This is a genomic window from Nonomuraea sp. NPDC051191, from assembly GCF_044455665.1.
Classification (GTDB): Bacteria; Actinomycetota; Actinomycetes; order Streptosporangiales; family Streptosporangiaceae; genus Nonomuraea.
The window spans coordinates 137,228-153,733 of the sequence record NZ_JBITEZ010000015.1; the positions used below are offsets into that span (position 1 = coordinate 137,228).

The window sequence follows — 16,506 nt, forward strand, 5'->3', positions numbered from 1 at the left end:
AGCGGGCCGGGCGGAGCGGGCCGGGCAGGGGGCCGGGCAGGGGGCGCAGCTCAGAGGGCGCTCCGTCAGAGGGCGCTCCGTCAGAGGGCGGGTGTTCTTGTGAGGAGGAGGGTTTCTGTTATTGGCGATTCGTGGGTGCCCTCGGTTGTGCAAGCGTGTGCCCCTGCCACGGCGCCCAGCTTGACGCATTCGTCCACCGGACGGCCGTTCAGAACGCCGTACAGGAAGCCTGAGACGAAGGCGTCGCCCGCGCCGTTGCTGTCGGCCACCGGGCCGGGCAGCGGTGCGGCGGGGAAGGCGCGTACGGAGGCCGAGTCGCGGGTGAGGACGAGGCAGCCGTCCGCGCCCCGCGTGCAGACGACCGTGTGGGCGCGTCCGTTCGCCAGGATGTCGCGCATCGTCGCAGCCGGGTCCGCGAGGGCGGTGGCCGAGAGGAACACCAGGTCGGAGTTGTGGGCGAAGTCCTTCTGGTAGTCGGCGGCGCCGTCCCAGTCGTGCAGGTCGGTGGAGGTGGGGATGCCGGCGAGGTCCGGGTAGACGTGACGGCAGAAGTCCATGATCGAGACGTGCACATGTCTGGGGCGCAGATCGGCGTACAGGTCGCGGGGCAGTCGCTCCCCTGGCGTGACCTTGGGGTCGTGCAGGGAGGTGCGCCGCCCGTCGGGGCCGACGAGCAGGACGCTGCGCCTGGTGCCCGCCTCGGCCGGCCCCCATCTGCAGTCGACGTCCCGCAGGGCGTGCCTGATCAGCGTGCCCTGCGGGTCGTCACCGATGAGGTCGGCGAACGCGACGTCGAGCCCCAGCGCGTGGCAGCCGAGGGCGACTCCGGCCCCGGTGTTCCCGATGCGGTCGACGACGGGCGGCACATGGTAGGTGTCCTTGTACGGCAGGGGCAGTGTGGGCACATAGACAGTGGTGTCCACCCCGGCGCCGCCGAGGACCAGCACGTCACGCGTCAACGTTCGATCAGCCTTTCGAGATACGCCGGGATCAGCGGTCCACCACCGACCCGGAACCCGTTCGAAATACACCGGGCCCACCGGTCCAGCACACGTCCGGAATGCGCCCGGACCAGCGGTCCGGAGCCTGTGGAGCGCGGACGACGAGTTCCGGTTGGAAGATCAGCTCGACGTGCTTGGCCGGAGCGCCGCTGACCTCCTCCAGCAACGTCTGGACGACGGCCGAGGCCATCGCCCGGGATCAGCGGTTGACCAGTGGTCCGGAGCCTGTGGAGCCGCGGACGACGAGTTCCGGTTGGAAGATCAGCTCGACGTGCTTGGCCGGAGCGCCGCTGACCTCCTCCAGCAGCGTCTGGACGGCGGCCGAGGCCATCGCCCCGATCGGCTTGCGCACGGTGGTCAGCGGCGGGTCGGTGAACGCGATCAGCGGCGAGTCGTCGAACCCGACCACCGACACGTCGCCCGGCACCGACAACCCCTTCTGCCGGCACGCCCGGATCGCCCCCAGCGCCATCAGGTCGCTCGCGCACACGATCCCGGTGCACCCGCGGGCCAGGAGCTGCGCGGCGGCCGCCTGCCCGCCCTCGACCGAGAACAGCGAGTGGGAGATCAGGTCGTCGACGTCGGTGGCGCCGAGCAGGTGGGCCATCGCCTGCTTGTACCCTTCGATCTTCCTGATCACCGGGACGAACCGGCGCGGCCCGAGCGCGAGCCCGACGCGTTCGTGGCCGAGGTCGACCAGGTGCTGGACGGCCAGCCGGGCCGCGAGGCGGTCGTCGGGCGAGATGAAGGGCGCGTCGATGTGCTCGCTGTAGCCGTCGACCAGCACGATCGGCAGGCCGCGGTCGATCAGGCGGGTGTAGCGGTCCATCCGGGCGGTGGTGTCGGCGTGCAGGCCGGAGACGAAGACGATGCCGCTGACGCCGCGGTCGACCAGCAGCTCGGTGAACTCGTCCTCGGGGGCGCCGCCGGGGAGCTGGGTGCACAGCACGGGCGTGTAGCCGTGCTGGGTCAGCGCCTTCTCGATGGCCTGGGCGAACGCCGGGAAGATCGGGTTGTCCAGCTCGGGCGTCACGAGCCCGATGAGCCCGTTGCTGCGCTGCCTGAGCCGGGGCGGCCGCTCGTAGCCCATGAGGTCGAGGGCCGTCATCACGGACTGGCGGGTGCCGGCCGAGACGCCGGGCTTGCCGTTGAGCACCCGGCTGACCGTGGCCTCACTCACCCCGGCCTGGGCGGCGATGTCGGCTAGGCGAGCGTGACCGTTCATGGAGCACACTTTACTTTCCACCAGGCGGCCGAATCGGCTGCTCCCGGGACATCGGAGGCGAGCAGCAGTTCTCCCTCGACGCCGAAGTCGACGGGCGCGCCGGTCAGGTTGACGGTGCACAGCACGTCGCCGCGGGAGAAGACCAGTGTGCCCTCGGGCGAGTCGTGCCAGGTCAGGTCGCCGTCCAGGGTGCGGCGCAGGCGCAGCGCGGCGCGGTAGAGCTCCAGGGTGGAGCCGGTGGCGCCGTCCTGGGCCTGGACGCTGAGCTCGGACCAGTCGGCGGGGATCGGCAGCCACGGGTCGCGCCAGCCGAGGTCGCGGGTCCACGGCAGCGGCACGCGGCAGCCGTCGCGCCCGCTGTCGGGGTCGCGCAGCCGCTGCGGGTCCTGGCAGACCTCGTCCGGCAGGTCGAGCACCTCGGGGAGGCCCAGTTCCTCGCCCTGGTAGACGTAGGCCGAGCCGGGCAGCGCGAGCGTCAGCAGCGCGGCGGCGCGGGCCCTGGCCAGGCTGCCGTAGCGGGTGACGTGCCGCTTGACGTCGTGGTTCGACAGCACCCAGGTGGTGGGCGCGCCCACGGAGCCGGCCGTGGCGAGCGAGGAGTCGATCACGGCGCGCAGTTCGGCGGCGTCCCACGGGGTGAACAGGTAGTGGAAGTTGAAGGCCTGGTGGAGCTCGTCGGGCCGGACGTACATGGCCAGGCGTTCGGCGGTGGGCGCCCACGCCTCGGCGACGCCGACGCGTTCGCCGGGGTAGGAGTCGAGCACGCGGCGCCATGCCCGGTGGATCTCGTGCACGCCGTCGTTGTCGAAGTACGGCACCGGTTCGCGGCCGATCATCCTGGTCTGGTTCGGATGACCGATGTCGGGCAGGCCGTGCGGTTTGACCATGCCGTGGGCCACGTCCACGCGGAAGCCGTCCACGCCCAGGTCGAGCCAGAAGCGCAGGATGGACTCGAACTCGCCGCGCACCTCGTCGTCGTCCCAGTTGAGGTCCGGCTGGGCGGGGTCGAACAGGTGGAGGTACCACTGGCCGTCCTCGACCTGGGTCCAGGCCGGGCCACCGAAGATCGACTCCCAGTCGTTGGGCTGATCGCGGAAGATGTAACGATCGCGTCGCTCCCCGCGCAGCGCGGCCTGGAACCAGGGGTGCGCCGACGAGGTGTGGTTCGGTACGACGTCCACGATGACGCGCAGGCCGTGCCCGTGGGCCTCGTCGATGAGCGCCTTGGCGTCGGCCAGGGAGCCGAACAGCGGGTCGACGTCCCGGTAGTCGGCCACGTCGTAGCCGAAGTCGGCCATCGGCGAGGTGTAGAAGGGCGTCAGCCAGACGGCGTCCACCCCCAGCTCGACCAGGTACGGCAGGCGATCGCGCACGCCGATCAGGTCGCCCACGCCGTCGCCGTTGCCGTCGGCGAAACTGCGCACGTAGACCTGGTAGATCACGGCGTCACGCCACCACATGCTCATGGATCTCCCCCCGGGTGTCCCGGACAATGAAAGCCCTTGCGGCAAGTTTACGCAAGCCCTTCCATGCACCTCATATCCCGATTTATGGGTATACGGGCGTTCAAAACCCTTGGCCGAAACCCCCGCCAGTGAGATTCTTTATGTCAAGGGTGGACATGCAGCGTTAAGGCGCGATGTACTACCTCATCAATCAGCATCGTCACAGGTGACACGCGCGCAAGGTGTGGGCCCATGAGCTCGGTCGTACTCGACAAAGTGACCAAGGTGTATCCGGGCGACTACCTGGCAGTCGACCGGTTGAGCCTGCAGGCCGAGGACGGCGAGTTCCTCGTCCTCCTTGGTCCTTCCGGTTGCGGCAAGTCCACGCTGTTGCGGATGATCGCCGGCCTGGAGGAGATCACTGACGGTGATCTCTGGCTGGACGGCCAGCTCGCCAACCACCTGCCGCCGCGCGACCGCGATGTGGCCATGGTGTTCCAGAACGGCGCGCTCTACCCCCACCGGACCGTGCGCGGGAACATCGCCTTCCCCCTGGAGATCGCCAAGTCGGACCCGGCGATGGTGCGCGACCGCGTCACCGAGCTGTCGAAGGCGCTGCACATCGAGGAGACGCTTGAACGCCGTCCCGGCACCCTGTCGGGCGGTCAGCGGCAGCGCGTGGCGATGGGCCGGGCGATCGTCCGGCAGCCGAAGCTCTTCCTCATGGACGAGCCGCTGTCGAACCTCGACGCCGGCATGCGCACCGAACTGCGCATGGAGATCTCCGCGCTGGTCAGGTCGCTCGGGGTCACCACGATCTACGTCACGCACGACCAGGTCGAGGCGCTCACGCTGGCCGACCGGATCGCGATCCTGAACCGCGGCGTCCTGCAGGACGTGGGCACTCCGGCCCAGATTTACAACGATCCAGCGACGGCGTTCGTGGCGGCCTTCCTCAACTCCCAGCAGTTGAACCTGCTGGCGGCCGGTGTCAGGACGCCGCAGAACCAGTACGTCATGCTCGACTTCGGCCCGCACCGGCTCACGATGCCCTGGAGCGATCCCAGGGCGTACGCGATCTCTCAGCACACGGGCGGGCAGGTGCTGGTCGGCATGCGTCCCGACGGCCTGGCGCCGGTGCCGGAGTCGTACGACGGGCCGTCCTTCTACGGGCGGGTGCGGGCGCTGGAGTACCACGGGCACGAGTGGCTGGCGTACCTGGAGTGCGGCATGCCGGCCGTGCCGGTGCCCGAGCCGCCGGACCCGCGCGCCCGCGTCAACGCCGAGCGCGACGGCGCGGGCGGGCTGACCGGGATGGTGCGGCGGCTCTTCTCGCAGCGCGCGCCGGAGCACGAGGAGCAGGAGCAGGTCGGCCAGAACGTGGGCAGCGGCTTCCACCGCCGCTCGGACCTGATCGTCCGGCTGGGCAACCGGCCGATGTGGCGGGCGGGCGACGCGGCGAAGGTCGCGGTGGACCTGTCCCGCCTCATGATCTTCACGTTGGACGGCGCCCGCATCGACCCGCCCCGCCGCTGACCCCACGGCCGAGAGCCTGACGCGTCACGCCTCACGAGGAGGCGGGGCTCCAGCGGGGGCCGGCCGGGGTGTCCTCCACGATCACGCCGCCGCGTGCCATGGCCTTCCGCAGCGCGTCCGCCACCTCGTACCGCCCCGCTCTTCGCAGCTCCGCGCGCAGGTCGAGCAGGGGTTCGGCCAGCGTGCGCAGGTTGGCGGTCGCGGCGGCCTCGCCCAGGCGGGCGATCAGCAGCCGCAGCAGCTCCCGGGCCTGCTCGACCCCGCCGGAGTCCTCCTCGGTGTCGGCCGCCCACTTGACGATCTCCGCCTCCAGGTCCAGCACGAGCTGCGCCGCCGCCACCATGTCCGGCCTGCCGACCGCGTCCTTGAACAGCTCCTCGCAGGACCGGATCGTCTCCTCCAGGGTGACGGCGGGTTCCGCGGCGACCACAGCGGGCCCCGGCGGCGCGACCGTCCCGGGCACGGCCCCCTCCGCCAGGCCGCGGACGGCCGCCAGACTCGTACGGGTGCCGGCCGGCAGCACGCTCACCGCCCCGGGACGCCGTACGGTCAGCCCGCCGCGCCCGGCCACCTCCACCGCCTCCGACTCCAGGTCGATGATCAGCGCCGTGTGCTCGTCGAGCCCCAGGACGGCGGTCTCCGGCGGCAACTCCCGCTCCATCCGCGACAACCGCCGCTCACCTAAGTAGCAGTAGCGGGTGTCGTGGGTGCCGCCCTCGGCGTTGTCGAAGTGCGGGATCAGCACGGCCCGCAGGCCCAGCGGCGCCAGCAGGTCGACGCCCTCGCGCCAGTGGGGCTCGGCGCCCACCTTGTAGATCTCGTAGACGGGCACGGTGGCCAGGCCCGCGGTGCAGGCGGCGGCCGAGGCGAGCACGGTCACCCCCTGCCGCGCGCGTACGCGGGCCCGCAGGTCGCCGGCCACGCCGGAGGCGGCCCACCGGTCCAGCGCGTACGTGGGGCTGCCCGGCCCGGAGAACACCCAGTCCGCCCCCGTGACGCCGGCGGCCACCTCGACCTCCAGCCCGACGCTGCGGGCGAAGTAGCGGCGGGCGCGGGCGGAGATATCGGCGGCGTTCTCCTGGAAGGCGTAGGGGGTGTCGAGCAGCACCGCGCGGGCCCCGGCGCGCAACCCGCGCGCCACCGTCCGGTGGACCTCGACCATGGTCGGGCTCGTCTCCCCCGACCCCATGAGCACCAGCGAACCCGGCATGACCTCGGCCCTTCTCCCACCCGCGGGCGACCGCGGGCGGCTGCCTGCGCACCCTGACCGGACCGGGCCCGGGAGAGCCCCGACGAGGCCGCGCGACGGCCGGGCGGGGTTCGCGCCGATGACCCGCACACCATCTTGCACTCCACGGACCGGCGGTACGAGCCCGGCGACGAGATCGTGCCGATCTACCTGGTGTGCCCCGGCCCGTCGCCCTGGCTGCCCGCGCCCTGAAAGCCCACCCGCGCGTCGCGGCCCGCCTGCCGCCGGTCGGCGCGCGCGCCGGGGGCGGCCCGCCGGGACAGGCGCCGGCCCAGCGCCTGCATGGGACGCTCGACGTACCGGTAGGAGAGCGCGCTGACGGCCAGGATCAGCGCCAGCGCCAGCCCTGCCATCGCCAGCTGGTACGGCAGCGGCGCCCACCGCAGGTCGCCGCTGACCTCCACGAAGTACTTCAGCAGCGGATGGTGCACCAGGTAGAGCGAGTAGCTGATCAGCCCGAGCCAGGTGAGCACGGCGGGCAGCCGCCGCCCGCGCAGCGCCATCGCGCCCGCGAACGTCGCCGCCGCCAGCGCGATCGTGGTCAGCCACACGTCGGCCTCGACCCACCACCAGCCGCTCTCGATCGCCCACAGCGGGGCGACGGCCACCAGCGCCGCCGTCACCGCGACCGGCCACAGACCGCCGCGCCCGCGTTCCCACCGATGGATCGCCGTGCCGGCGAACATGACCGCGACCACGGCCGCGCCCAGCCACGGCACCCGGCTGCTCAGCAGCAGCAACGCCAGCGCCATCAGCCCGAGCACGCACGCCGCGGTCCTGCGGAACCAGCCGCCGACCACGCAGGCGAGCCCGGCGGCGAACACCGCGCACGACACGTACGCCGGCCACCCGCCCCGCAGCACCGCCCCCGACACGACCAGCCCCACCACGACGGACGCGCCGGCGAACAGCACGGACACCAGCCCGCTGCGTTCGTGCGCCCTCATCAGGAACAGCGCCGTGACCAGCAGGTAGAACACCATCTCGTACGACAGCGTCCACATGGTGTCGGCCACGCCGCCCACGCTCACGACGTCGAGCAGCATGGTCGCGTGGGCCGCCACCGCGCTCCCGTCACGCGGCACGCCCTCGCGCACCGGCACCCACCAGGACGCCGCCAGCACCAGCGCGATCACGGCCAGGTAGAGGGGGTAGAGGCGGAAGGCGCGACTGGCCCAGAAGGCCCGGACGTCGCCGTGGCGCTCCAGCGAGGTCGGGATGATGTACCCGCTGACCAGGAAGAACACCAGGATGCCGTAGACGCCGAGGTTGAACCAGTAGGGCCGCAGCGCGGGCAGGAACCACGGCAGCAGGTGCTCGGCGACCACCGCGAGCGCGCCGATGCCACGCAGGGCGTCGAGCCAGGCGAGCCTGGACGGCGCGCCGGGCGTGGTCGTGTCGGGGGTCGCGGCGGTCGGCACCCGCCCCAACTTACCCGGAGCGGGCTAGGTGATGCGGTGGGTCGCCAGGGACGCGTGGTGGTCGGCGCCGTCCGGGCCGTACGGGTCGGTGTGGACGGTGGCGGCGCGCAGGCGGGGAAGGTCGTGGATGAGGCGGTGCTCGGCCTCGACCGCGACGGCGTGGGCGTCCACGACCGACATGTCGTGGTTCACCAGGATCTCGACCTCGGCGCGCAGGGCGTGCCCGATCCAGCGCAGGCGCACCGAGCCGACGCGCTCGACGCCCGGGACGGCGGCCAGGATGCGTTCGGCGTCGTCCAGCAGGGCGGGGTCGACGGCGTCCATGAGGCGGTGGTAGATCTCGCGGGCGGCGTCGCGCAGGACGAAGCAGATGGCGACGGTGATCAGCAGGCCGACGATCGGGTCGGCGATCGGGAAGCCGAGGGCCGCGCCGCCCGCGCCGAGGAGCACGGCGAGGGAGGTGAAGCCGTCGGTCCTGGCGTGCAGGCCGTCGGCCACGAGCGCGGCCGAGCCGATCTGGCGGCCCACGGTGATGCGGTAGCGCGCCACCCACTCGTTGCCGACGAAGCCGGCCAGCGCGGCGGCGGCCACCCAGCCGAGCGCCCGGACGTCCTGGGGCTCGACGAGCCGCCGGACGGCCTCGTACCCGGCCAGGGCCGCCGAGGCGGCGATGAGCACGACGATGACGATGCCCGCGAGGTCCTCGGCCCTGCCGTAGCCGTAGGTGAAGCGGCGGGTGGCGGCGCGGCGTCCGAGCGAGAACGCGATGGCCAGCGGGACGGCGGTGAGCGCGTCGGCCAGGTTGTGCAGCGTGTCGCCGAGCAGCGCGACCGACCCGGACGCCACGACGATCACGGCCTGGACGACGGCGGTGAGCATGAGGACCGCGAAGGAGACGGCCAGCACGCGCATGCCCCGGCGGCTGGACTCCAAGGCGCTGTCGGTCCTGGCGGCGCTGTCGTGGCTGTGCGGCGTGAACACGTGCGCCGCCTTGACGGCCAGCGCTCTGAAGCCTCGTCGCTCCCCCGCCCCATGGCCGTGTCCGTGACCGTGTCCATGGCCGTGCGCGTGGGTGTCGGAATCAGACATGGGCGCCCTCCTGCTTGCACATCTCGTCCGCTCCGACCAGGATATGTAGTCATGTACGCACGCGACAACGTCTCAGGTGCGGACCACTCGCAGGAGCAACCCACTCCCGCCCAGGTCAACGCCGCCGTCGACGCGTTCCGCATGCTCAGCGACGCCACCCGGCTCCGGCTGATGTGGGAGTTGTCCGCCGGTGAGCTGGACGTGAACTCCCTGGCCCAGGCGGTCGGCGCGGCGCGCCCGTCGGTGTCGCAACACCTGGCCAAGCTCAGGCTGGCGGGCCTGGTGGACACCCGCAGGGACGGCCGCCGGGTGCTCTACCGCGCCCGTGACGGGCACGTGCGGGCGCTCATCGCCGAGGCGCTGTCCCACGCCGACCACGAGGTCTCAGGGCTGCCCCGGCACGACTAGCTACCAGCCCACCCGGCCCTTGCCGGAGACCAGGGCACGGGCGATCACCAGCCGCTGCACGTCGTTGGTGCCCTCGCCGATCGCCATCAGCGGGGCGTCCCGGTAGAGCCGTTCGACCACGAACTCCTGGGAGTAGCCGTAGCCGCCGTGGATGCGCATCGCCTCCAGCGACGCCTTCAGCGCCACCTCGGAGGCGAAGTACTTGGCCATGCCCGCCTCCATGTCCACCCGCTTGCCCCCGTCGGCCTGGGACGCCGCCCAGTACGTGAGCAGCCGGGCCGCCTGGATCTCGGTGGCCAGGTCGGCGAGCTTCAGCTGGATGGCCTGGAAGTCGGCGATGGGCTGCCCGAACGCGGTGCGCCCCCGGGCGTACTCCAGGGCGGCGTCGTAGGCCGCCTGGGCGACGCCGACGGCCCGGGCGGCGATGTTGACCCGGCCGATCTCCAGCCCGCCGAGCACCTGCTGCATGCCGCGCCCCTCGACGCCGCCGAGCAGCGCCGAGACCGGCACGCGCACCTCGTCGAGCACGACCTCGCACGTCTCGGTGCCCTTGTAGCCGAGCTTGGGCAGGTCGCGGCTGACGCCGAAGCCGGGCGAGGCCGGATCGACGAGCAGCACGGACATGCCCTTGTGGGCGGGCTCGGTGATCGAGGTCTTGACCAGCACGGGCAGCGGGTCGGCGTGCCGGGCGTTGGTGATCCACGTCTTGGTGCCGGTCACCACGTAGTGGTCGCCGTCGCGGATCGCGCGGGTCTGGATGCCCTGCAGGTCGGTGCCGGCGCCGGGCTCGGTGAGCGCGATGGCGGTACGGCGGTCGCCGCTCGCCAGGTCGGCGAGGTGGAGGCGTTTCTGCTCGTCGGTTCCGTGCTTGGCGATCATCCAGCAGGCCAGCGAGTGGGAGCCGATCGTGCCGGCCACGCCCATCCAGCCACGCGCGATCTCCTCGAAGACCAGCGCGAAGGAGACCATGTCGGCGCCCAGCCCGCCGTACTCCTCGGGGACGGTCAGCCCGAACAGCCCCATCTGCTTCATCTTCTCGACGATCTCGGTGGGGTAGCGGCCCGAGTGCTCCCACTCGGTGGCCACGGGCAGGATCTCCTTCTCCACGAAGGCGCGCAGGGTCTCCCGGAAGGCCCTCTGCTCGTCGGTCAGCTCGAAATCCATGGCCTCAGGTCCTCTGCGCGGGAGGGACGGTCGAGGCTCACGTTATTCGTCTGATGTTTGGCCGGTCAATCGTTCTAGGCGCGGGCGGCCAGCTTGGCGACGACGTCCACGATGCGGACCGCGCGTTCCAGCTCGGCGCGGTGGAAGACCGGCCCTCCGGCGCGGGCGACCACGACGTGCAGGCGCTGCGGGACCATGGGCAGCAGCATCAGCCGCAGGTCCGCCGAGTCCAGGGCGATCGCGCGCGGGGGCGGGTCGGGCAGGTTCACGACCTCCGGCGCCGCCATCGAGGCGTGCCGTACGGCTCCGTCCTCGACCGCGACCGACCACTCGGCGCCGCACAGCCCGGGCAGGGCGTCCACCAGTGTGGCCAGGCCGCGCGCCGGTTCCGTCGCGACGTGCATGAGCAGGTCGTAGTCGGGGGCGGAGCCGGGCACGTCGCGGGTGGGCCAGACGCCCTCGACGCGTACGCCCGGCGTCGCCGCCAGGCGTTCGCAGACCTCCGTCGCGCTGATCGGTCCCGGCCAGGACACGATGAAGTCGTCCACGGCCCGGCCGGTCTCCCGTTCGAGCACGGTGACCTGCAGGATGTCGGCGCCGAGCGTCCCCAGCGCCTTCGCGACCTGGCCAAGGCCGCCCGGCCGGTCCGGCAGGGACACCCTCAGTCGCAGCAGCATTGCCCGCCCCCTTTCCAGAGGCTCTCACAGTGCCGTGGACAGGTTTCTCACATGTTCCACGGATATGTCGCGCATGCTGCGCTTATATCCCAGGATCTAGCGCTAAGTCCGGATTGTCGAACCTGAATGGCGGTTTGAGCAGGTGTTTTCCCAAAACCGACCAAGGATCGTTCAAGGATCAGGCGGACGCAGCCCCGCACGTGGGGTTCGGGCGGACGCAGCCCCGCACGTCACGATCAGGCGGGCGCACGCCGCACCTCGGGATCAGGCGGGCGCACGCCCGCACGTCACGATCAGGCGGGCGCACGCCCGCACGTCGGGATCAGGCGAACACGTCCTGCTGGTAGCGGCCGTCCGCCTCCAGGGCGGCCAGCCAGGCCGCGCCGTCCGCGCCGTCCCCGCCGGTGCGCCGCAGGTGCACGTCCAGCAGCGCCTGACGCACCGCGGGGGCCATCCGCAGGCCGTCTCCGCAGACGTAGACGTACGCGCCCTGTTCCAGCAGCTCCCACACCTCCTCGGCGTGACCGGCGACGGCGTCCTGGACGTAGCGGTACGGATGCCCGGCCACGGCCGAGAACGCGGTGTGCACGTTGACCTCCTCGCGGGCGGCCCAGGCGGTCACCTCGTCCCGGTACAGCCAGTCGTGGTCGGGGTGGCGGCAGCCGGTGAAGACCTCGGCCCGGCCGCCCGCCCCGCCCAGCGCCCGCTCCTCCAGGAAGCCGCGCAGCGGCGCGAACCCCGTGCCGGGGCCGACCAGGATGACCGGCGTGGCCGGGTCCTCCGGCAGCCGGAACGGCGGCGCGGGCACGCGTACGTACCCGTAGAACACCTCTCCGGGCCGCAGCCCGGCCAGGTACGCCGAGCACATGCCCTGGTAGGTGCCGCTGCCGGACCAGGCGGGCCCCTCGACCAGCCCGACGGTGAGCCGCACCAGGCCGGGGTCGGCCAGCGGCGAGGAGGAGACCGAGTAGTAGCGCGGCCGGATCGGCCCGGCCATCTCCAGGAACACCGGCAGTGGCAGCTCGACGGCCGGGAAACGCTCCAGCAGGCTCAGCGGCGAGACCCGCTTGGCCAGGATCTCGTCGGCGTAGTTCGCGGTCAGCTCGGCGAGCTGGCCGCGCGTCCAGGGGCAGCCGGTGTGCGCGGCCAGGGCCTCCAGGTCGGACCTGGTGGCCACCTCCTGCAGCTCGGCGAACTCGGTCAGCAGCAGCCCGGCCGTCACCGGCGTGTCCACGGGCAGGTGGGTGGCGCCGGCGGCGCGCAGCCGCACCACCTGCTCACGCGGGACGCGCAGGCAGCGCAGGGCCCACTCGACCAGCTCGGGATCGTTCTTGGCGAAGACGGCGACGTGGTCGCCCGCCGTGTACGTCACGCCCTCGGGCAGGCGGGCCACGATGGAGCGCACGCCGGGCCGCGGGGCCTCGGCCGAGAAGTCCCACAGGCCGGTGGGGTCGCCGGTGAGCTCCTCGTTGGACACGACGGTCAGCGGCACGGCCCGCTCGGACACGACGGCCGGCCTGACCTCGCTCTCGCCGAGCACGTCCATCTCGTAGCGCGGCCCGGCCGCGCCCGCCGGGGCGCTGTACTCCTCGGCCAGCGCGGCCCAGAGCCGGGCCGTCCACGCCGAGACGTCGCCGTCGAAGTCGCCGTCGGCGTCGGCCTCGCCGCGCTCGATCAGCGGCACCGCCCCGGCGGCGGTCAGCTTCTCCCCGGCCCGGCGCGGGAAGTCCTGGTACGTCGGCCACTGGGAGTTGCCGCAGCCGAGCACCGCCAGGCGCACGCCGGACAGGTCGGGCAGCTCCGCCAGGGCGTCGAAGCGCTGGGCGTTGTCGGGCGCCTTGCCGTTGTAGGAGGAGGCGACCACGACGAGCAGGCCCTCCGACGGCGGGGTGAGGTCGTCCAGGGTGGTCAGGGTGGTGGCGAAGCCGGACCGGCCGGCCCGCTCGGCCAGCCGCTCGGCGATGTCGGCGGCGGTGCCCAGGTTGGAGCCGTAGGCGACGGTGAGCGGCACGCCGGTGACCGCGAGGTCGCGCTCCTCGCCCGCCCCGGCGGCCTGGACGACCTCGGCGGCGGCGGTGCGCTCGTGGGCGCGGCGCTCGCGCACCCGCAGGGTGAACCCGTCGGGCTTGATGGTCAGCGTCTGCTTGATCTGCATCCGGTAGGCGTCCGGGTCGGAGACGGCGAAGCGGCGCAGGATCATGGCCAGGGCGAGCCGGGCCTCGGTCAGCGCGAACTGGCGGCCGATGCAGGCCCGCTCACCGTTGCCGAACGGCTTGTACGCCGCCGGGTGGTGGTCCTTCTTGTTCTCCGGCAGCCAGCGGTCGATGTCGAACTCCTCCGGCCGCTCCCACGCCTTGGGGTGGCGGTGCAGCGACGGCAGCAGCACGGCGACGCCCTGGCCGGCCTCGATCTCGTAGCCGCCGATGGTGGTGGGCTCGATGGCGCTGACGGCGAATGCGGGGATCGGCGACCAGACCCGCAGCGTCTCCTCCAGGATCCGGGGGATGACGTCGAGCTTCATGATCGTCTCGTAGCTGGGCGGTTCGTCGCCGGGCAGCAGGCGGTCGACCTCGTCGTAGGCCCTGGCCAGGGTGTGCGGGTCGCGTAGCAGGTTGTACAGGGCGAAGGAGAGCAGGCCGCTGGTGGTCTCATGCCCGGCGATCAGGAAGGTGAGCACCTGGTTGCGGATGTTCTCGTCGGACAGGCGGCCGCCGGTCTGCGGGTCGGCGGCCTCCAGCATGAGGCCGAGCAGGTCCTTGGTGTCGCCGGCGCCCTCGGTGCGGCGCCGCCTGATCACGTCGTCGACCAGGACACGCATGGTCTCGATGTCGCGCCGGTAGGTCTCCTCGTGGCCGCGCTTCAGCCGGGTGACGAACGGGAGCTGCTGGTTGCGCAGCATGGCCTCGGTCAGCGCGCCGCCCATGGCCTTCAGGAACGGGTGCAGCTCGGGCGAGGCGAAGGAGTCGAAGCGGAAGCCGAAGCCGGTCAGCGAGATGGTGTCCAGCGTGAGCCGGGTCATGTCGTCGGCCACGGGCAGGTCCTGCCCCTGGCGGCCGGCCCATGAGGCGACGAGCTGCTCGGCGACCTCCAGCATCTGCGGGTAGTACGCCTTCATCGAGCGCTGGCTGAAGGCGGGCAGCAGGATGCGGTGCGCCTGCCCCCACACCGGCTCGTGCAGCTCGGCGGTGAACAGGCCGTCGCCGCCGAAGTCGCGCACGATCGACAGCGGCGGGGTGATGCGCTTGACGAACCTGCTCTCGTCGCACACCTCCGCCACCAGGTCGGGGTCGTAGACCAGGACGATCGTGCGCCCGGCGACCTCCAGCCGGAAGATGCCCTCGTCGTACCGCTCGGCGACCTTGACGAAGTGCTCCACCGGCGAGTGGGCCGGGATCTGCAGCGTGTTGCCCAGGATCGGCAGGCCCTGCGGGGCGGGGATACGCCTCATGAGTGCTCCCTTCGGTAGCCATACACCGTATGGCTGACGCTACCATACGCTGTATGGCAGTGAGCGCGCGCAGGGGAGCGCCCCTGAGTCTCGGTGAGATCTGTTCCACGGCGCTGCGCCTGATCGACGAGGGCGGCGTCGAGGGGCTGTCGATGCGGAAACTGGCCGCCGAGCTGGACGTCAACCCCATGTCGGTCTATCACCACGTCGCGAGCAAGGAGGCGCTGCTGGCCCGCATCTGCGAGACGATCAGCGTCCGGCTGCCGCTGCCGCCCGACGACGGCACCCCATGGCCGGACCAGCTCCGGACCCTGGCCCTGGCCTACCACCGGCACGCCCGGCAACATCCGGCGATGTGGACCTATCTGCACAACCATCCCGAGTTCGTCGAGGACCGGCGGCTGCCGCTGTGGCAGGCGCTCTACCGCATCCTGCGCGCGTCCGGGGTGCCCGAGGAGGAGCTGCGGCGGACGAGCGAGGTGCTGCACGCGTTCGTCTCGGGGTTCGTCTTCGCCGAGACGCGAGGCCACCTGACGGGCGAGCCCGAGGAGGTCGAGCGCAGCTTCGACGTCGCCCTGAACATGATCATCCATGGCCTGGCCGCCCGGTGACCCCTGCGTTGGAAAGTCCAACCCACTCGCGTTAGGGTGAGTTGGACTTTCCAACGAACAGGAGGCCGCGATGCGCGACGCCGTCATCGTGCAAGCCGTACGCACCCCGATCGGCAAGGGCAAACCCGGCGGCGGGCTGCACGGGACGCACCCCGTCGACCTGCTCGCGCATGCCCTGCGCGCCCTGATCGAGCGCAGCGGCGTGGACCCGTCGCTGGTCGACGATGTGATCGGCGGCTGCGTCGACCAGGTGGGCGAGCAGGCCATGAACACCACCCGCTACGCCTGGCTGGCCGCCGGTTTCCCCGACTCGGTGCCCGCCGTCACGGTCGACCGGCAGTGCGGCTCGTCCCAGCAGGCCGTGCACTTCGCCGCGCAGGGCGTCATGTCCGGCGCGTACGACCTGGTCGTGGCCTGCGGCGTGGAGTCGATGAGCCGGGTGCCGATGTGGTCGAACGTGCCGCCGGGCGCCGACCCGTTCGGGCCCTCGGTGGCCGCCCGCTTCCCCGGGGGGCTCGTCCCGCAGGGCATCAGCGCCGAGCTGATCGCCGCGAAATGGTCGCTGAGCCGCGAGGAGATGGACGCCTTCTCCGCCGGCTCCCACGCCAAGGCCACCGCCGCCGACTTCGGCGCCGAGATCGCCCCGATCGCCGGCCTGGACCAGGACGAGTCGGTCCGGCCCGCCACCACGCCCGAGATCCTGGCCGGGCTGCGGCCCGCCTTCGCCGACCCCGGCTACGCCGCGCGATTCCCGCAGATCACCTGGTCGGTCACCGCCGGCAACACCAGCCCGATCAACGACGGCGCGGCGGCCGTCCTGATCACCAGCTCCGAGACGGCCGGCCGGCTGGGCCTGCGCCCGCTGGCCCGGCTGCACAGCTTTGCCGTCACGGGCTCCGACCCGCTGCTCATGCTCACCGGCGTGATCCCGGCGACGGAGAAGGTGCTGCGCCGCGCCGGGCTCTCGCTGTCCGACATCGAGCTGTTCGAGGTGAACGAGGCGTTCGCGAGCGTCGTACTGGCCTGGCTGCGGGAGACGGGGGCCGACCCGGCGAAGGTCAACGTCAACGGCGGCGCCATCGCCCTCGGCCATCCGCTCGGCGCCAGCGGCGCCCGGATCACCACCACGCTCGTGCACGCCATGCGCTCGCGCGGCGCGCGCTACGCCCTGCAGACCATGTGCGAGGCGGGCGGCCTGGCCAACGCGCTCGTCCTGGAAAGCCCGAGCTAGG

Annotated in this window: 14 protein-coding genes; 4 read left to right on the forward strand and 10 right to left on the reverse strand. The window is 72.1% G+C overall.

The window, feature by feature from the left end; translation table 11 throughout:
- Positions 1–80: 80 nt before the first annotated feature.
- The 4 genes from ACIA8R_RS38305 to ACIA8R_RS38320 are packed head-to-tail and all read right to left on the reverse strand — an operon-like array spanning position 81 to position 3,692.
- Positions 81–959: a PfkB family carbohydrate kinase gene (locus tag ACIA8R_RS38305; RefSeq protein ID WP_364094410.1), complete on the reverse strand. Its 879-nt coding sequence runs from the start codon at positions 957–959 to the stop codon at positions 81–83.
- A gap of 31 nt (positions 960–990) precedes the next feature.
- Positions 991–1,191, reverse strand: coding sequence for a hypothetical protein (locus ACIA8R_RS38310; protein ID WP_397042465.1), 201 nt, complete (start codon positions 1,189–1,191; stop codon positions 991–993).
- Between the two features lie 9 nt (positions 1,192–1,200).
- Entirely contained in the window at positions 1,201–2,226 is a 1,026-nt protein-coding gene (locus tag ACIA8R_RS38315; protein ID WP_364094416.1) for a LacI family DNA-binding transcriptional regulator, read from the reverse strand.
- Positions 2,223–3,692, reverse strand: a complete 1,470-nt coding sequence (locus ACIA8R_RS38320) for a glycoside hydrolase family 13 protein (RefSeq protein WP_397042466.1) — start codon at positions 3,690–3,692, stop codon at positions 2,223–2,225. Before ACIA8R_RS38320 ends, ACIA8R_RS38315 begins: the two co-directional genes overlap by 4 nt.
- A gap of 231 nt (positions 3,693–3,923) precedes the next feature.
- Here ACIA8R_RS38320 and ACIA8R_RS38325 point away from each other — a divergent pair, with 231 nt between their 5' ends.
- A complete protein-coding gene (locus ACIA8R_RS38325; protein WP_397042467.1) occupies positions 3,924–5,207 on the forward strand; it encodes an ABC transporter ATP-binding protein in 1,284 nt (427 codons plus the stop codon).
- Positions 5,208–5,238: 31 nt separating this feature from the next.
- Here ACIA8R_RS38325 and ACIA8R_RS38330 read toward each other — a convergent pair whose 3' ends face one another.
- The 3 genes from ACIA8R_RS38330 to ACIA8R_RS38340 form a co-directional block, all read right to left on the reverse strand.
- Positions 5,239–6,417, reverse strand: coding sequence for a hypothetical protein (locus ACIA8R_RS38330; protein WP_397042468.1), 1,179 nt, complete (start codon positions 6,415–6,417; stop codon positions 5,239–5,241).
- Positions 6,418–6,602: 185 nt separating this feature from the next.
- The gene (locus tag ACIA8R_RS38335) at positions 6,603–7,877 is read right to left on the reverse strand and encodes an acyltransferase family protein (RefSeq protein WP_397042469.1); all 1,275 of its coding nucleotides are present in this window, start codon (positions 7,875–7,877) and stop codon (positions 6,603–6,605) included.
- A gap of 24 nt (positions 7,878–7,901) precedes the next feature.
- Positions 7,902–8,966, reverse strand: a complete 1,065-nt coding sequence (locus ACIA8R_RS38340; protein WP_397042470.1) for a cation diffusion facilitator family transporter — start codon at positions 8,964–8,966, stop codon at positions 7,902–7,904.
- A gap of 51 nt (positions 8,967–9,017) precedes the next feature.
- On the opposite strand from ACIA8R_RS38340, the gene ACIA8R_RS38345 reads away from it, so the two are divergent.
- On the forward strand, positions 9,018–9,374 hold the full coding sequence (locus ACIA8R_RS38345) for a metalloregulator ArsR/SmtB family transcription factor (RefSeq protein ID WP_357695923.1): 357 nt from the start codon (positions 9,018–9,020) through the stop codon (positions 9,372–9,374).
- On the opposite strand, the gene ACIA8R_RS38350 is transcribed toward ACIA8R_RS38345, so the two are convergent.
- The 3 genes from ACIA8R_RS38350 to ACIA8R_RS38360 form a co-directional block, all read right to left on the reverse strand.
- On the reverse strand, positions 9,375–10,538 hold the full coding sequence (locus tag ACIA8R_RS38350; protein WP_397042471.1) for an acyl-CoA dehydrogenase family protein: 1,164 nt from the start codon (positions 10,536–10,538) through the stop codon (positions 9,375–9,377).
- 74 nt (positions 10,539–10,612) lie between these two features.
- Positions 10,613–11,215, reverse strand: coding sequence for an amino acid-binding protein (locus ACIA8R_RS38355; protein WP_357695919.1), 603 nt, complete (start codon positions 11,213–11,215; stop codon positions 10,613–10,615).
- Positions 11,216–11,537: 322 nt separating this feature from the next.
- On the reverse strand, positions 11,538–14,663 hold the full coding sequence (locus tag ACIA8R_RS38360; RefSeq protein ID WP_397042472.1) for a bifunctional cytochrome P450/NADPH--P450 reductase: 3,126 nt from the start codon (positions 14,661–14,663) through the stop codon (positions 11,538–11,540).
- 53 nt (positions 14,664–14,716) lie between these two features.
- Here ACIA8R_RS38360 and ACIA8R_RS38365 point away from each other — a divergent pair, with 53 nt between their 5' ends.
- Together ACIA8R_RS38365 and ACIA8R_RS38370 are read left to right on the forward strand one after the other, a co-directional pair.
- Complete coding sequence (locus tag ACIA8R_RS38365; protein ID WP_357695915.1) at positions 14,717–15,274, forward strand: TetR family transcriptional regulator; 558 nt, start codon at positions 14,717–14,719, stop codon at positions 15,272–15,274.
- A 70-nt stretch (positions 15,275–15,344) separates the two neighbouring features.
- Complete coding sequence (locus ACIA8R_RS38370; RefSeq protein ID WP_397042473.1) at positions 15,345–16,505, forward strand: thiolase family protein; 1,161 nt, start codon at positions 15,345–15,347, stop codon at positions 16,503–16,505.
- The last annotated feature ends 1 nt before the right edge of the window (position 16,506 follow it).

What these genes read in the sequence shown, in the direction of transcription:
- ACIA8R_RS38310 (WP_397042465.1), bottom strand. Translation starts at nt 1,191, where the DNA reads ATGGCCTCGGCCGTCGTCCAGACGTTGCTGGAGGAGGTCAGCGGCGCT.
- ACIA8R_RS38370 (WP_397042473.1), top strand. Translation starts at nt 15,345, where the DNA reads ATGCGCGACGCCGTCATCGTGCAAGCCGTACGCACCCCGATCGGCAAG.
- ACIA8R_RS38330 (WP_397042468.1), bottom strand. Translation starts at nt 6,417, where the DNA reads ATGCCGGGTTCGCTGGTGCTCATGGGGTCGGGGGAGACGAGCCCGACC.
- ACIA8R_RS38325 (WP_397042467.1), top strand. Translation starts at nt 3,924, where the DNA reads ATGAGCTCGGTCGTACTCGACAAAGTGACCAAGGTGTATCCGGGCGAC.
- ACIA8R_RS38355 (WP_357695919.1), bottom strand. Translation starts at nt 11,215, where the DNA reads ATGCTGCTGCGACTGAGGGTGTCCCTGCCGGACCGGCCGGGCGGCCTT.
- ACIA8R_RS38315 (WP_364094416.1), bottom strand. Translation starts at nt 2,226, where the DNA reads ATGAACGGTCACGCTCGCCTAGCCGACATCGCCGCCCAGGCCGGGGTG.
- ACIA8R_RS38350 (WP_397042471.1), bottom strand. Translation starts at nt 10,538, where the DNA reads ATGGATTTCGAGCTGACCGACGAGCAGAGGGCCTTCCGGGAGACCCTG.
- ACIA8R_RS38360 (WP_397042472.1), bottom strand. Translation starts at nt 14,663, where the DNA reads ATGAGGCGTATCCCCGCCCCGCAGGGCCTGCCGATCCTGGGCAACACG.
- ACIA8R_RS38320 (WP_397042466.1), bottom strand. Translation starts at nt 3,692, where the DNA reads ATGAGCATGTGGTGGCGTGACGCCGTGATCTACCAGGTCTACGTGCGC.
- ACIA8R_RS38340 (WP_397042470.1), bottom strand. Translation starts at nt 8,966, where the DNA reads ATGTCTGATTCCGACACCCACGCGCACGGCCATGGACACGGTCACGGA.
- ACIA8R_RS38365 (WP_357695915.1), top strand. Translation starts at nt 14,717, where the DNA reads ATGGCAGTGAGCGCGCGCAGGGGAGCGCCCCTGAGTCTCGGTGAGATC.
- ACIA8R_RS38345 (WP_357695923.1), top strand. Translation starts at nt 9,018, where the DNA reads ATGTACGCACGCGACAACGTCTCAGGTGCGGACCACTCGCAGGAGCAA.